The organism is Alishewanella aestuarii B11 (genome assembly GCF_000280055.1).
GTDB classification, from domain to species: domain Bacteria; phylum Pseudomonadota; class Gammaproteobacteria; order Enterobacterales; family Alteromonadaceae; genus Alishewanella; species Alishewanella aestuarii.
Genome location: NZ_ALAB01000039.1, coordinates 160,958 through 176,265, shown reverse-complemented (window position 1 = coordinate 176,265; position 15,308 = coordinate 160,958). Strand labels below are relative to the sequence as shown.

12 protein-coding genes are annotated in these 15,308 nt (G+C 50.3%); 2 read left to right on the top strand and 10 right to left on the bottom strand.

Features of this window, described 5'->3' with window-relative positions:
- Positions 1–104: 104 nt before the first annotated feature.
- From AEST_RS15105 to AEST_RS15080, 6 genes are read right to left on the bottom strand one after another with little or no spacing between them, the layout of a single operon-like run.
- Positions 105–698 carry an acyltransferase gene (locus AEST_RS15105; RefSeq protein WP_008610085.1) on the bottom strand — a complete coding sequence of 198 codons (594 nt, stop codon included), beginning with the start codon at positions 696–698 and terminating at the stop codon, positions 105–107.
- Positions 695–1,921, bottom strand: coding sequence for a TIGR03087 family PEP-CTERM/XrtA system glycosyltransferase (locus AEST_RS15100; RefSeq protein WP_008610084.1), 1,227 nt, complete (start codon positions 1,919–1,921; stop codon positions 695–697). Before AEST_RS15100 ends, AEST_RS15105 begins: the two co-directional genes overlap by 4 nt.
- Positions 1,922–1,946: 25 nt before the next feature.
- Positions 1,947–4,421, bottom strand: a complete 2,475-nt coding sequence (locus AEST_RS15095; RefSeq protein WP_008610083.1) for a CehA/McbA family metallohydrolase — start codon at positions 4,419–4,421, stop codon at positions 1,947–1,949.
- Positions 4,422–4,431: 10 nt separating this feature from the next.
- On the bottom strand, positions 4,432–5,706 hold the full coding sequence (locus tag AEST_RS15090; RefSeq protein ID WP_008610082.1) for a glycosyltransferase: 1,275 nt from the start codon (positions 5,704–5,706) through the stop codon (positions 4,432–4,434).
- Complete coding sequence (locus AEST_RS15085; RefSeq protein ID WP_008610081.1) at positions 5,693–6,664, bottom strand: polysaccharide deacetylase family protein; 972 nt, start codon at positions 6,662–6,664, stop codon at positions 5,693–5,695. The genes AEST_RS15090 and AEST_RS15085 overlap by 14 nt, the downstream gene beginning before the upstream one ends.
- Positions 6,661–7,446 (bottom strand): hypothetical protein, encoded by a 786-nt coding sequence (locus AEST_RS15080; protein WP_008610080.1) that lies wholly within the window; start codon positions 7,444–7,446, stop codon positions 6,661–6,663. The genes AEST_RS15085 and AEST_RS15080 overlap by 4 nt, the downstream gene beginning before the upstream one ends.
- A 227-nt stretch (positions 7,447–7,673) precedes the next feature.
- Between AEST_RS15080 and AEST_RS15075 the strand changes: the two genes are divergently transcribed.
- Together AEST_RS15075 and AEST_RS16870 are read left to right on the top strand one after the other, a co-directional pair.
- Complete coding sequence (locus AEST_RS15075) at positions 7,674–8,753, top strand: hypothetical protein (RefSeq protein ID WP_008610079.1); 1,080 nt, start codon at positions 7,674–7,676, stop codon at positions 8,751–8,753.
- 26 nt (positions 8,754–8,779) lie between these two features.
- The gene (locus tag AEST_RS16870; protein WP_008610078.1) at positions 8,780–9,706 is read left to right on the top strand and encodes an AAC(3) family N-acetyltransferase; all 927 of its coding nucleotides are present in this window, start codon (positions 8,780–8,782) and stop codon (positions 9,704–9,706) included.
- Positions 9,707–9,714: 8 nt separating this feature from the next.
- Here the strand turns inward: AEST_RS16870 and AEST_RS15065 are convergent, their stop codons facing one another.
- From AEST_RS15065 to phbB, 4 genes are all read right to left on the bottom strand, one after another.
- On the bottom strand, positions 9,715–11,157 hold the full coding sequence (locus tag AEST_RS15065; protein WP_008610077.1) for an oligosaccharide flippase family protein: 1,443 nt from the start codon (positions 11,155–11,157) through the stop codon (positions 9,715–9,717).
- A gap of 9 nt (positions 11,158–11,166) precedes the next feature.
- On the bottom strand, positions 11,167–12,726 hold the full coding sequence (locus tag AEST_RS15060) for an asparagine synthetase B family protein (protein ID WP_008610076.1): 1,560 nt from the start codon (positions 12,724–12,726) through the stop codon (positions 11,167–11,169).
- On the bottom strand, positions 12,714–14,387 hold the full coding sequence (locus AEST_RS15055; RefSeq protein ID WP_008610075.1) for an asparagine synthase-related protein: 1,674 nt from the start codon (positions 14,385–14,387) through the stop codon (positions 12,714–12,716). Before AEST_RS15055 ends, AEST_RS15060 begins: the two co-directional genes overlap by 13 nt.
- A 195-nt stretch (positions 14,388–14,582) precedes the next feature.
- Positions 14,583–15,308, bottom strand: coding sequence for an acetoacetyl-CoA reductase (gene phbB / locus AEST_RS15050; RefSeq protein WP_008610074.1), 726 nt, complete (start codon positions 15,306–15,308; stop codon positions 14,583–14,585).

Genomic DNA, 15,308 nt, shown 5'->3' with positions numbered 1-15,308 from the left:
ACATCCATTTTCAGTATTGATGGTTGATTTCAACATACAAGAAAAGACGACCACAATTATTAAATACCGTATTACACAAATAAAAACTTCACTCTATTTTTAATTTATTTCTGTAACTCAATAACTTTCTTTACAATTCTTGCAGGATTACCTACTACTACCACACCCGGCGGTACATCCTCGGTAACTACTGCACCAGCCCCAACTATACTGCCATCGCCAATCGAAGCCATCACAATGGCACCATTGCCGAGCCAGCAATTTTGGCCAATGCTGATTTTTTCAAAACGTCCGCCCTGATCTTTATAGGGCTTGGTAGGATCAGTAATATAGTGTTGGTTTTTTCCACTCAGAATATGTACACCACTACCCAGCAAAGTATTCGCACCAATGCTACACAAACCAATGTTGCACTGTGGCCCAATATAAATACCATCTGCCAGCTCCGTACTTTGTTGCGAGAACAATGCACCAAAGCCAATATAACAATTCGGACCACAATGCTGCATCAGCAACCGGTATACCGCTACCCGCAAATAACTACCGAGTTTGCCCGGCACCAAAGACAACAACTGCGCGCAACCAGCAAATAAACTGTCTTTCTGACTGAGCGGTCGTAACAATAGAAACCCGATGAGTACCGGTAAAGCCAATAACGTCATGAACCCAAGTAACAGAGATTTGATTAAGGCTTTCATGGCTGACCTTGCTGCGCAGTTAAACTGGCGGATAGTGGAGCTAACACTCCCTGCCAGCTGTAGTGTTGCTGAATAAGTTGTAAAGCTGCATCAGACAATTGTTGCCTTAAAGCAGGTGCAGCCAATAAATGCATAATAGCAGCAACAAACTGTGCCGGATCCGATGCCACTAATAACTGCTGACCATCCTCGCAAGCAATGCCCTCAGCACCCAGTGGTGTCGTCACGATAGGCAGACCACACGCCATCGCCTGCAGGATCTTGTTCTGTACCCCGCGCGCCAGCCGAAAAGGCCCGACAAAAATATCAGCTTGTTGATAATACGGCAGGATGTCATCGACATAGCCGGTAACAATAACCCCGGGCTGCTTTTCCAGTTGCTGAATGCGCTTACTTGGCTGCATACCGGCAATATAAAACTTTGCCTGCGGATAACGCTGCCGAATCAAAGGCCACATAGCCTCTACAAACCAAAGCACGGCATCTTCATTCGGCAGATAGTCCATCACGCCGGTAAACAGAAACACCGGCGCTGCTGCGACCTGATCAGCGGCTTTTGGCTCTGCCGGATAAAATGCCTGCGTATCCAGGCCATTTGCCAGCACACTGACCTTAGTAGTATCGCTCAGTTGCTGGCCAAAAAGTTCAACCTCATTGGCTGAGATGAAGAAGCTGTGATCAAAACTGCGGTAAACCTGTTGCTCCAGCTGTGCCACCAATTTAGCTTCGCGCCGGTATACCCAACGCATCGGCCAACCTGCCGTCACACTGTATTGTCGCCATTTATCAGAATCCAGGTCCATAAAATCCATCAACAACAGTGGACGCTTGGCTGATCCCAACTGGCTGACTGCTTTGCTGATATAAGGTGCCATTGCCGAGCTGGTAGCCAGGATCGCCCGTGGTGCCGACGCCTGTACGGCGGTGCTGAGTTGCTGTTGCAACGCCTGACTATAAAAATGCATTTCTGACATCGCTCTGTTGCAACACAGCGCCTTCAGCTTGCGCCACCAGGCAGCGGGTAACGGGGCGGTGATAACCTTAATGGACAGCACTTTCGCCAGTTGGCTGGCGTATTCCAACTCTTGCGGCCGCTCGACAGGGGCAAAAACAGTTAGCTGAAAGCCTTGCTCCACCAGATACTTAAGCTGATGAAAGGTTCGGATTTTTTCCCCCTTATCTGCCGGATAAGGTACCCGGTGTGCAACGATCATAATATCCATGTTCTGAGATCCCAAAGTCATCCGGCTAACGGCTGCGCAGCAGCCTGATCGGATTAGTATAAAAATAATGCCACTGACCTTCGGCAGTTTGCATGGCTCCGCGGACGCGCACAACAACGAAGTCACCGTCCAACTGCCCCTGCCAGCTTACCTGATACCGCTGACCACTGCGCTCTGGATAGAGCGGTACGGCTTTGATCGCATCCGGCGTGATCAGAATCAGCTCTAACTTATCCAACCAGGCCGGGTGACCGGAAAAATCGCGTTCGTGCAAATTCAGGTCAATGCTCACCTGATAAGCTTGCCGTGCTGCGACGCTGGCCTCATCGCCGCTATATAGCATCTGCGCATCAGGGAGTTGCAGTCTGAAATCCAGTTCACGGACAAAATTACCCTGAGAGCCATAGAAGCGACCATGCCGCAGTGCTTGAAAAATGCTTTGCTCTGAATTATCGCTAACAAGTAAGTGGGTGCGAGAGAACTGACATGGCCGGTAGTCGAGCTTCTCGGTGTGGTAATCTGAATTCGAACTGGCGCCCCAAAACCGTTCGCCCTGTTGCAGCAGACGATCCCATTGTCCTCCGACAACTGCAACTGCGGGATCCCAGCCGTGTACCGTGCGATACAACCAGTTATAGGAGGCGCCGGCTCTTTGGTGCCCTGGCCCACCCTCAAAACCGACCAACAGTTGTTGCTGTTGCCGCCAGAGTTTGACATCCCATAGATTTTCTTTGGCTGAGAAGTCCTTACGGCTCGGATGATTATAGAACAACAACACACCGGGGAAATTCTGTTCTAACCAAGCCATAGCCTGCAATGCATCTTCACCACTGAGATTACGCTCATTATCAAAGCGCTGGCGGAAGATCTTCAGCAATTCAGCGTTTTCCGTCAGCTGTGGCAACAATACCGATACGTGTTCCCGTCCCCCCAACGGCGGAATATTCCATTCCAGGCCACTTAATACCCTAAGCGGGGCGTATTTTTGCCGCGCACTGCGAATGGCATCCAGATATGCCTGCTCATTAAATCGCTTGTTACTTAAATCGGTATGGTCGGTAAGGGCGATCACATCACAACCAAACTGCCGACCTTGCTGTGCCAGCCAATCTATATCGCGCGAACCGTCTGAGAAACGGCTGTGTAAATGCAAATCAGCGATCAGTGTCAGCTTTGGCGGCGGTAACCTTTCAATGTCGCTGTTTGTGAGCTGTGCAACCGGCTTAGTATCAGCACGATACAAAGATAACGCGGCTAACCGTTCTTCAATACGGGTTAATAAGGCCTGAGCCCCGGGGCCGTCAGGCCCGCCAAGCGCTTGATTTAATTGTCGCTCGGATAGCCCCTCTGGCAAATCATGCCAGATCGGCATAAAAGCAGCCTCAAAGTCATCAACATCCAACGTAAAAACCTGCTGCCGGTCAATATTACCAAGCTGCTGCACCATCCAAATGCCAGCTTTGTTGGCGGCCATATCGACAAAGCTAAAGCCGCTGCCCCCCGAACCGGCATCCGATAACTCTTTTAGGGCGCCAATTTGTATGGCCAATTGCTGATTACCAACCATTTTAATCACAGCGGAGTAGAGAAAGTGCAATGCCAGATCGCGACGCCCGCTCAGCAGCAATGGCGGTAATTCCGGGACCTGCTCCGCACTGACTGTACCGTTACTAAAACGCAGAAAACGTCGGTCTGCGGCACTAATGGCAAGGGCCCACAGCGCGGTTGATGCTTCGCGCTCAAAACTATCTCCGCCTCTGCGCATGGCTTCACGCAGCATCTGCTGTAGATAGAACGCCAATTGACGTTGCTCAGGGTGCGCTTTTGCCAGCTCAGTTAATACCTCAAAATAGGGCTCCAGCGGCAAAGGTGCGCCCCGCCCCTGTACCGTCCCCACTCCCAGATTAATCCCACCCGACACCACAGCGGCGAGTTCGGGACGGATCCGCATCGCCTGCTGTTTATGGAAACTGAGTGTTTGCTGCTCTACCCGTCCGCTTTGAAACAGTTCATAGATCAGTTTATCCTCCGGTGCCTGGATAAAGGCCCACAAGGAAAACCGCATTAACTGCATCATTAAGCGACCCGATAACGGCAGTTTACCCAGTTTGCAGGACTCAATCGCAAAACCGGCGGGTTGCTCCGCCAGCACGCAGGAAAAATAGAAAATGCGTCCGGAGAAAGGTGCCGGCAAACTACGGGCGCCATGGATCACTAAGCCAAAGTCAGTCAGACTGCCGTGAAAGGTAATAGGACGCAGGCTTTGCGTGGCAACATTAAGCAGCGCATCCAGATGTTTTTCGTCTAACGCCAAAACCTGGGTTTGATCATCTGCCACCAGGCGTTGCCAGCTACTTTTCAATAACTGGTGAGATTCCCGCACATCCTGACTACTGATCTTACGGGGTTGCACACTGCCCTTAATGGTTAGGCTGTAAAACAGTAACGCCACCAGCAACAGCGGTAACAGCAACCAGTACCCAAGACGTTTCAACACCATCGTCTCCCAGCTAGGCCACACCCTGTCCGCTTTCAGACAGGGTGACAGAGGTACTTGCAGCGCAGACCTCAGTAAGTAAGGCAGCTAATTCTGCCGTGCGGGAATGGCGCGAATACACCGCAGCCTGAGTCGGAGTGACCAGCGCAGCCGGAGTTCTTTCATCCAGCAAGCTTGCCAGCGCAGCAGCAAGCTCATCCGCAACCATGGCACAGTATTGCTGCGGATAAGCAGCCAGCGCCCGCGCCGTGGCGCTTTGTGCGGGCGTCATCGCCAGGATCGGGCGGCCAGCACGGATATAGTCGTATAACTTACTCGGGATCTGATTGTTAAACAAAGGCCCCTGTAACAACAATAGCGCATCCGCACTGAGCATTTCTGTTAACGAATCGAGATAACTCACGCCGGGTAAAAACTCAACCAGCTCGCTAATCGCCAGCTCTGACAGCAGAGCCATAATCCCCGGCTGTGCCTGACAACCACGGAAACTCAGCACAAAGTTTTGAGCATTCAACTTACCTTGCTGTTTTAACAGCGATAATGCTCTGAAAATCGGTGTTGGATCCCGGCCATCGCCATATAAGGCACCGCTATGTAATAACCGGAACCGCTCAGCGCTAACCGGCCCACTCGCTGCTAACTGCCGGAAATTCTCCTCATCAAAACCGTTTTCAATCACCCGGAACTTGCGCAGTAGCTGTTGTGGATATAACCGTTGATATAACTTGGCAGCATTGTCTGTGGTAAATACCGCCAGGCTACAGTGTTTAATCGTTTGTTTTTCAATCCATTTCGCCAGGCCGCTGTAGCGCCGGGCACTGGGGTCGTAACGACACTGCAGCGGATCCCGATAATCAGCTATCCAGGGTAAACCACTGCTTTGCTGTAACCGGTAGGCAATAAAATGTGCGGTCGATACCGGGTAGGTGCTCCAAATGACATCGGGCTTAAAACGGGCAATCAGTTTTTTACCGGCTGGGATCGCAGTTAATGCCCAGCTCCACCAGCGATCCGGTACACAACTAAACCCGAGGTACTTGCCGCGCCAGGCCAGATCACGGGCGGCATCAATAGCAGCACAGCGTTCTACGTGCAACACGTCAGGCGTACCAGCAGAATGATCACAGCGTTCGTAGACCTGCTCTTTAACCGTTAATACCACCACATCCCAACCATAGCTCTGCAGGTACTGGGCAAACTTATAGGTGCGCTGTACTCCGGCGCTCTGACAGGGGGGATAATCCAGTGCCACCATCAACAAGGTTTTGCGTGTTTCAGCTGGCATCATAGTGCTTTCCACTGCCATTTAATAAACTATAGAGAAACCGGCCTTCCGACGTGGGCCACGGCGAGATCCGGCACAAACAGAGCGCCTGCTGTTTAAGGTCACTATTGCTACCGGCATTTGTTGATACCGCATAGTGAAAGCCCGCTGCCGCCACCATTGCCTGATGACGGTCTGAGAAATCTCGGCCATACTGGCCATTCGGGTAAGCGAAGCTAACCACCTGCTGCTGCAAAATTTCCTCGAGCTGCTGCTTACTCTGCACGATTTCTGCTAAGGCAACATCGTCCTGCTCCAACGCCAGGATCGGATGATTTACGGTATGGGCACCAAACTCCATACCCTGCAAAGCCATTTCCCGGATCTGCGCCTGGGTCAGAAACTGCTGGGCAGCTGAGGGTGCATCGGCTAACTGCCATAACTGCTTAAGCTCAGTTTGTCGCTCAGCAAGTGGCAAATATTTCAGAGTTTCAATAACCTGCTGACTGCAGTGCAAGCGCTGCTGATAGGTTTGCAGCGGATAACTCTGGTTGCGGAACACCAACTCAGTGCGGGCTAATCGAGCATCGATCACCGCCTGAGCAATACTTTCTTCCCACAGCTGCCCTTCCGCTAAACCGGCAGTGGTAATAAAAAAACTCGCTGTCAGGTTATGTTTTAGCAGTAAAGGATAGATATGCTCGTAGCAATCACTGTAACCATCATCAATACTAATTACCGCGGCATTGGCCGGCAAAGTCCCCTGTGCCGCCAGTTGCCCCGCCTGAGCCAGCGTGAGCACCGTAAAATAACGCTTGATCCAGATTAGCTGCTGCTCAAACTGCTCGGTGGTCAAAGCTGGCTGAAACGTAACCTGGCCTTCAGGTGCCACACGATGGTATGTCAGAATGGTCAGGCGGTTCCCAGAGAGCCACTGGTGTAGCTGGCGGAAGAATTGAAAAAAAGGGTAGGTGAATATCATTGCAAGGCTCCAGATCGCAACTTTGCAAGCAGTTTGACGATTAGCCAGTCAGCAATTTTTAATTTACACCATTTTCTTATACTACCGCAGTGTACGAGTCTGGTTTCCCAGATCTGCCGCGCCAGTTCAATCACCAGCGTCGCTTGGGCAATGGTCAGTTGATTCGCAAAAGCAGGCTTGATCTGCTGCAGCGCAAATAATCCTCTCAATGCCCTGAAATTAGCACTAGTGGCGGCTGTTGTCATATCTAAAATAGCCACAGCCTCACTCAATCCCAGAGGTTCGAGGCAAAGGTCTTCGACATCAGCCAAGATCAAACGTTGATCCTGTAATAGGAGGTTCAGCCAAGCATCGCCTTTAAAACCTAAAGCCATCGGCTGTGTATCAGGAATTCGATTTAAGATGTGCGCCGGTATAACCTGCGATGAACGAATATTTTTAATCCACTCCGGAATTGATGGCAACTGATATAGCTCGCTAAAAAACCGGTGATAAAACCGATAATCCGCAGGGAAAACAGGACGACCGGTAGCAAGGCCAGGTAGAAACTCCATTTTGACGGACACATCATCTTCCCCCAGTTCGGCCCAGGTCGGAACTGTTGCCGAGCTAAGGGTCCTCGATAATAACTTAAGAGCATGCAGCGTGTAGCTCGCATTGTTATAACAATGGATTTTCGCCCAGCCTTTAAAGCGCTTTAAAATAAAAGGCTTACCGTTTTCTCCGGGGATCTGATACACATCCTTATATTGACTGAGTTTTAATACTTTCGCCTGCTTCAATACCAAGTCCTTTTGCTCTATGATCAAGATACCCTGCACCTCTGACAACGAGTCAACAGTGCTGAATAAAGGAACAAGCTTACCGCCATTATAAATAGTAATGGATGTACGCTTAGTTAACCGTGGTTTACAATTTTTACGTGTTGATTATGCATTACCGACGACCATCGTTCAATCTTTAAGGTAGATACTCGGCTATACCAACACTGTTACGGAGCCTTGAAAAAATGGAATTGCTTTACAAAAATTTAATTGTGCACTGTGTCACGCCCCAGGGTTATCTGTGTAGCCGTGATCATAGTGTTTTTCTGCTGCAGAACCAGAGTAAGCGGCTCCAGCAATGTTTCACCTTACCAGCCAAAAATAATGGCTTACTGGCAAGCTTAAAATATCGTCTGGCACGAAGCCGTTTGAGACAATGGTTAAAACCACAGTTAGGTATTGAACATCTGATTACGACGGGTAAACAAGATATGGTCATTGTTTATGATCAGATTTATATTCATTCCTCACAGTCAGGAGATACCAGTGTCTGCCAACTACAAGGCCTGACTAGCTTTGCCGGCCCCTTACGCGGTGGTATGGCGCTGCATCCGGGCTCAGATATGGTGTACTTTGGTGAATATCTGAATAACCATCAGTCCGATATCCGGGTGCTTCGAATTGATAGCCAGCAAAATGTCGCTACAGTGTGCTGGGCTTTCCCCCGTTCAGACATCAAACATATCCATGCCATCAGCTATGATCCTTACCGCAACCGGCTTTGGATCACGACTGGTGATGCGGACCATGAATCTGCCCTTTACTACACCGACGACGAATTTCAAAGCGTGCATAAATTTGCCGGCGGTGATCAGAGCTGGCGGGCTATCAGCCTGCTGTTCTTTCCCGATGCGATTGAATGGGGGATGGATGCGGGTAAAGATGCCCCGGCTAGTGCGATCAATCATATCTATCGCTATGAGTTTGCCAGCCAGCAAAGAGTACAGGTAGCAACTATCGGTAACCCGGCCTATGCGGCAGTTCAGTGTGCAGATGGTGGCGCCTTTATGGCAACCACCTATGAACCCGGCAGATTACAGGACACTCCAGAGCAGGCTGCACTTTGGTATCGCAGCCCTGATGGCCGCTGGCAACAAGTACTGGCTCTGGATTACCGGGACAGTCAGATGCCGACAGTCAGCCGCTATGGCATGCTGTACTTGCCCGCAGGTACTGTGCCGGCCAAGCAGTTACTCTTTACCACACTAAACTGTGGCGCGCGCCATCTGGCATGCTTTAGCTATAGCCTGAACTGTAACAGCTAAACCTATTACCGATACAAGGAAGCACGATGTTAAACTCACTAAAGCAGCAACTAAAACGGATTCTGCAACGACTGCAACGCAACAGGGCTGCCGAAAAGCTTAAGCAGCAGGCTAACCATATCAGTGCTGAACAACTACAACATGACTTGCAGCAGTTGGGCGTGCAACAGGGCGATACCCTGTTTTTACACTCATCACTGAAAAGTCTGGGTTATGTGGTTGGCGGCCCGGCTACTGTGATTAAGGTACTGCAGCAGCTGGTTGGTGAACAAGGCAATATCCTGCTACCGGCCTACTACCTGCCCGGGGGCACCATTGAAGCCACCTGTCAACTGACAGACTATCAGTTCGATCCCAGGATCCATGGCACTCATATGGGACGGTTGCCGGAGACCTTTCTGCAACTCCCGGGCGTAAAACGCAGTCTGCATCCAACGCATTCGGTGGCGGTTTGGGGGGCTCAGGCAGACTATCTGACCAATGGCCATCATCAGGCCCCTTCGGTCTTTGGCGAGGGCTCTCCCTGGCAACGCTTTACCGCCTTGCCACAAGCCAAGGTATTAGGCCTTGGCATCAGTATGGGGCCTGTTACCTTTTACCACCTGCTTGAAGATCAGCTTGGCGAAGCTTTTCCGCTCAACGTCTGGCATCAGGAGTACCGGTTACCCTGTATCGATCAGGATAACCAGATTTGGCAGGTACCGGTTAAATCCTACAAGCCTGAACTGACACAACAGCGGATCGATCATCCTTCCAGAGCAGATTTGCGGGAGTTTTTCAGGCAGAGTCTGCAGCAAGCCGGTCTATTGCAACAAGCTCAGGTTGGAGACAGTCAAAGCTGGTTGCTCCCAGCGGCAGGCTTTCTGACACATCTGCAGTGGCTGGCAGAGCGTGGCATTACAATTTATACCCCTGAGGCGGAGTTAGCGCAAAAAGCGGCCAACTTGCCTTGAACTAAGCCTCAGCACTCAGCGATGGCTTTTCGAGAACTCCAAAGCTGTGAATACAACGGATGGCGCAGAAATTTTAAACAAAATAGCCACCAAAGAGGCATAACCAAAGCAAGACAGCCAACGATTAACAAGGGCTTGCCTTGCTGGAAATCGTAATATATCGAAAACAGCCAGCAGGGCAGCGCACAAAGTACGGTCATCGCCAGATTGTGCAACAAGGCTATGCAAAACCTCTGAATATCAAGCCCGGTTAACTGTCGCAGCAAGAGTGTTAGTAAGCAGGCTTCTAGGCAAGCAACAACGACAAAGCCCAACGCTATGGTTACCATGCCATAGGGGTATAATAGTATACAGACTAAAGCCATAGCCGGGACATTAAGCCCTTCCCGTAGCAGAGTCAGCTTGGGGTTTCCCAACGCAATCACAAAACTATGAAACTGAAAATGAACTGTTTTTAAGCCCGCATATGCCATTAATACCTTAGCAATTGGGGCTGCGGCATCCCATTGCTCACCAAATAACACTCTGATCACCGGCAAACTGGTCAGCGCAGCAACTGCCAGCACCGGCCATGCCAAAGCATTGAATAAAGCACTGCCCCGAATATAAGCAGCAGCCAAGTCGCCGCCGCTGCGCTTGATTTCGGCAAGATATGGCAGGGACACTATCCCCACTCCCATACGCAATCCATCAGATAAAAATTGCACAAAGCCCTGGCCCCGGGAAAAAATACCAACCTCAAAGGTCGAGCCAACACGCCCAATCACCAGATCCGGCATCACCTGGCTGGCACGTTTCAAAAATTCAGCAGCCGTAGTCAGCAATCCCATACTGGCAATGCCCTGCATCTGTCGAAATTTAGGACGGTACTGCATCTGGGCAGGCCGATACGGCATATTGAGTAACAACAACTGGGTTGCAAAACCCAAGGCGTAACCCAGCGCCAGCGCATAAAAACTCAATCCCCACACAATCCCTATTATCGTCGCAACGAAAGAGACAAGAGCACTTACCAGCTTGATAGTGCGTAAGGCGGCAAAATCCATCGCCCGAACCAACAAAGCATAGGGAATACTAACGTAGGGTGTGATGACAAAGGTCGATGACAGAATCAGCAACAACAGTGGTGCTTCCTCAATCCGGTAATAGCGCGCTATAGGAAAGGCCAGCAACAGGATAAGCACAGCAAGCAACCAAGACATCAATAGGGTCAGGCCAAGGGCACTGCGCACACTGCTGCAATCTATCTGTTCTTCCCGCACCAGATAAACTCCAGCGCCCAGCGCCTTAAACTCGGATAAAATCATCACCAAAGCTGCCACCACGGCGTAGGTACCAATTTGCTCTGGTGTAAGCAAGCGCGCCACGGCAATGGCAGAGCAAAGCGCAATGCCTTGCAGCAATACCGAGGTAATAGAGGCGTTGATGATGGCCTGTTTGACTTTACTCATACACGACCGCTAGCCATGCCCCATAGTCTGTTGCTTAGGAAAACGCAAATGGCGCAGTTGATTCAGGTAAATCATCGGCCGGAAAAAATAAAAAAAGGTCACCACGCTATCTTTAACAGTACTGGAGCGCAAACAAGACAACATCGCGCGCAAGCGCATGGGCGCAGCAATAAAATCTGCCTGAGCAATTTCTTTTATCATGGCAAACACATTGTACAGAGTACGTTTCGCAGCTAAAGCATCGCCCTGCGCCATGTTGCTGGCATAGGGTATATCAACAAAGTCAGGAAAAGCCTGCGCGATGCAGCTGGCATGGAATTGCTGCGAAAAATAGAGTTCTTCAGGCAGTGCGATAAGAAAATCAAACAGATCGGCTTGCATATAGGGGAAAAAAGCCTGGCTGTTGCCGTTTAACTGCCGAAAACTGCTAATTGCAATGGCGCGGCGGCTACGATTCCAAAAATAAAAACTTTTCACCGGTATTACTTCGTCAGCGAATTTTTGCAGCTCGACTTGCAACCGCGTCTGCAACCGCTGTTGGGACACTAAAAACTCTGGCCGGGCTTGAAAGTAGGCCTCGTAATAGGGATCTTTTGGTGCTATCAAAGAGGTTAACGTAGTCCAGTCTTGTTGCTGATAGCAGCGGTGCATCTGTTTTGTAACGATTTTAGATTGGCTGAGTACATCGCCTCCAAAACCGTCCAGCACCAAGCCCGACGATTTTTGTGCCATATACTGGCCAGCCTGATTGATCCAAAAGTGATCGTACGTCTCAAAGTTGGTGCGGATATTTTTTTGTTGTTCAGCATTGTGCAGGCGCTGTTCTGACGCCAATACCTGATGAGGAACCTGCAACCGTTTGCAGAGTTCACGGGCAATGGTCACATCATCGTTGCTGTGAGGCGACAGAACACGGGTGGTGTAACTTTCTTTAATCGGTAAACGCAGTTTGTAAGCTGTCAATAAAATATGACGCGAGTCTTTACCGCCAGTTAAGGGCACATACAAAGGCAACCGACAGCCGCGAAGCTTTTGTAAAGCATTGGCAAACAACTGCTGATACATAGCCGTGCTGGAGGTTTGCAGCATCCTTCTTATTACAGGCCGTCGGCTTTCGATTGCCAGGCCGGTTTCATCTAACAACACCTTTAGCTGACCTTCAGCTCGTTTTACCCCCACAAAGGCGGTATCACTTCCCAGATAAAAACCAAGACGCAGGAAAATCCCCACTGCCTCGCTGTCTGTTTCAAGGCGAAAACGCTCTGCCAACAGCGCTAGCGAATTACTGATCACTAACTGCGAGTCTATTTGAAAGTAATACAGCGGGTACAAGCCTAGCCGGTCGCCCGCCAGTTCAAAACGCCCCTGCTTCAGAGACCAGCTTACAAAGGCTCCATCATCCGGCGTGTCACCTGCCAAATGATAGCCATAAAAGCCTTCTGGCTCACCTTCCAGCAATACAGGCTCTTGTTGCCAATCCAAACGCAGCAAAAAATCATCGCGCCGACCGGTTTTTAGCGCCGTGTTTCGCAGGGAAACCGAAGCTTTGTGTGTCGTTAACTCTGCCATAATGCCCCCAAAGGTTTTTGCCGCAAAGCCTGCCAGCAGCGCCAGTAAAATAGCAGCCTAAGCGCTGACTCAGGTAGTTCGCTTCCTTTTGCAATAGCGTTTAACAAAGCGGGGTTAAGGTTTGCATCCGCTTGTCCAACCAGCTGGCAGGATTCGAGAAAACCAGACTTCGCAAAACCAACCGCTGGTTGTAATCCCAAACGTTTCATCCAACGTGGATACCGACTAAGACGGTTAAAGCACGCCAGTGTGGCCAAGAAACCATAATCAACCAAAGACCGGCTCTGTAACCGTGAGACCACAGAGCCATGTGCAACCGGAAACCGCAGCGCATCAGGGTAGTGGCAGGCAAAGAGCTGCTGATAAAATTGATGCTGTTGCTTGCTGCTGTGCGGAACCGACATGGCAGCTTGCAGATAGTCCCGACTCATCCCCGGCATCAAGACCGTCGCTTTTTGCTGATAGACTTTAAACGGATTGGGCCCAACCCGGTTGCGGGCACGATGCGCCAGATTAAAGCGGGCAGTACCTTCACCGGTGTCAGGAAAAGTAGCCTGCTCGTGCTGCCAGCGCTGGGTAAAGGCTTGCCACATTGCAGCCGCTTGCTCAGTACCAAATACCAACTCGGCAGCACGCCATTGCGGATGATTGAAGTCTTTGACATTGGCAGTCCAAAAGGCGGCAAAATTGGCTTCACTGGCTTTTAAAGTTTTGCCGGGTAAGAGCCCTTCCCATACCACAGGCGCATCGATAAATTGGCCTACCTGACTAATAAAGAGGTACAGACTCGGTATTTCTCCATCAGAGCATTCCAGATAATCGAGATAAGTCGGGCTTGAAAAAAAGTTCTGTTCAGGTAACTGAATACGAAAAGGGATCTGTAGATGCCTGGCAATCGCTTTGGCAAAGCGGGCATCGGCATCCAGGTTTTCATCGTAATGCGATACGATGGTTGCCTGTAGCTGCAATTTGCGTTTACGCAGCAAAAAAGCAATTAACCGCGAGTCGTAGCCACCACTAAGTAATATGCCATGTTCAGCATCTGGCGCCGCGGCCAGTGCTAAGTCGACACTCTGCTCTAAAGCGGCTGCAACCTCACCGACTGAAGCCGCTGCTGCAGCGTTATCAAACTGCCAATAGCTGTGCTGCTGACTCACTGCACCATCGCGCTCAAGCACATACACTGAGGCTGGCGCCAACCGTTTAACGCCATGGGTTAGAGTATCGGCCCCCAGCGGGTAGCCCAGCGCCAAAAACGCTCCCCACCCCGCCAAATCGGGCGAGCCCAAAAAAGCGGTAGTTTTATCAGAGAGTAGAACCTCACCCGAACAGTGTTGCCAATACAAGGGTTGCAGGCCCAGCACGTCGGTGCATATCACCAACTTTTTTGCCTGCGCATCCCAAAATAGTGCAGCAAAAACGCCTTCGCGTTGGGGTAGCTGTTGTATGGCATCTTGCCAATTGGCTGGCATGGTCGCAATGGCAGGTAGAGGTGTTCCCAACACCAGTAACAGGTTGTCGCCATGCCGAAGTGGTAGAGTGCTGCTGTGAATGGTCAGGTCTGGTACCACAATCTGCTGCATCCCGACTAGACGTTCGATGGTGGTTGGTGCCAGCGAAATATTGGCTTGCTGGCCTAGTCGAATTACTGCCTGTTTCATCACTGTCTTTTGCTCCCGACAACAATAATCAGCAGCAAGGCAGCGCTGTCATCCTGTTGTCATACCCATGTTAGGGCTGAGCATAAGTGGCTTTGATTGCAGTTTGATTGAAGTTAAATGACAGAAAGATGAAGCAGGTTCAGGTCAATAAAAAACCGCCAGTCAAGGCGGCTTAATAAACTCGTACAGCTTTGGCTAAACCATGTACTGACCACCGTTTACCGAAATAGTCGACCCGGTAATGTAGCCTGCATCGGCCGAAGCTAAAAATACGGCGCAACGCGCAATTTCTTCTGGTAACCCCAGGCGGCCAACCAAAATCTGCGGCACAATTTTCTCGTTTACAATTTCTGGCGGCATAGCGTTGACCATGTCGGTGGCAATATAGCCAGGGCAAATCGCATTAACAGTAATACCTTTGCGGGCGTTTTCCATTGCCAGCGCCTTGGTAAAGCCAAGCTCACCAGCTTTGGCAGCGCTATAATTGGTTTGACCAGCCTGCCCCTTTTGGCCATTGATCGATGAAATATTAATTATGCGACCAAACTCACGCTCACGCATGCCTTCAATCACCGGGCGGCACATATTAAACAAAGAGCTAAGGTTGGTATTAATGACCGCTTGCCACTGCTCAAAGGTCATTTTGTGAAACATGCCATCCCGGGTAATACCAGCATTATTAACCAGAATATCCACCGGCCCAAGGTCTGCTTCCACCCTCGCAATACCTTGCTGGCAAGCATTAAAATCACTGACATCCCACTGATATACCGGAATACCTGTTTCATGATGAAAAGCTTGCGCGGCATCCTCATTGGCAGCGTATACAGCCGCAACCTGATAACCTTGTTGTAAAAAAGCTTCGGAAATAGCCCTGCCGATACCTCGGGTGCCACCGGTGATTAGTGCAACTTTTCCCAT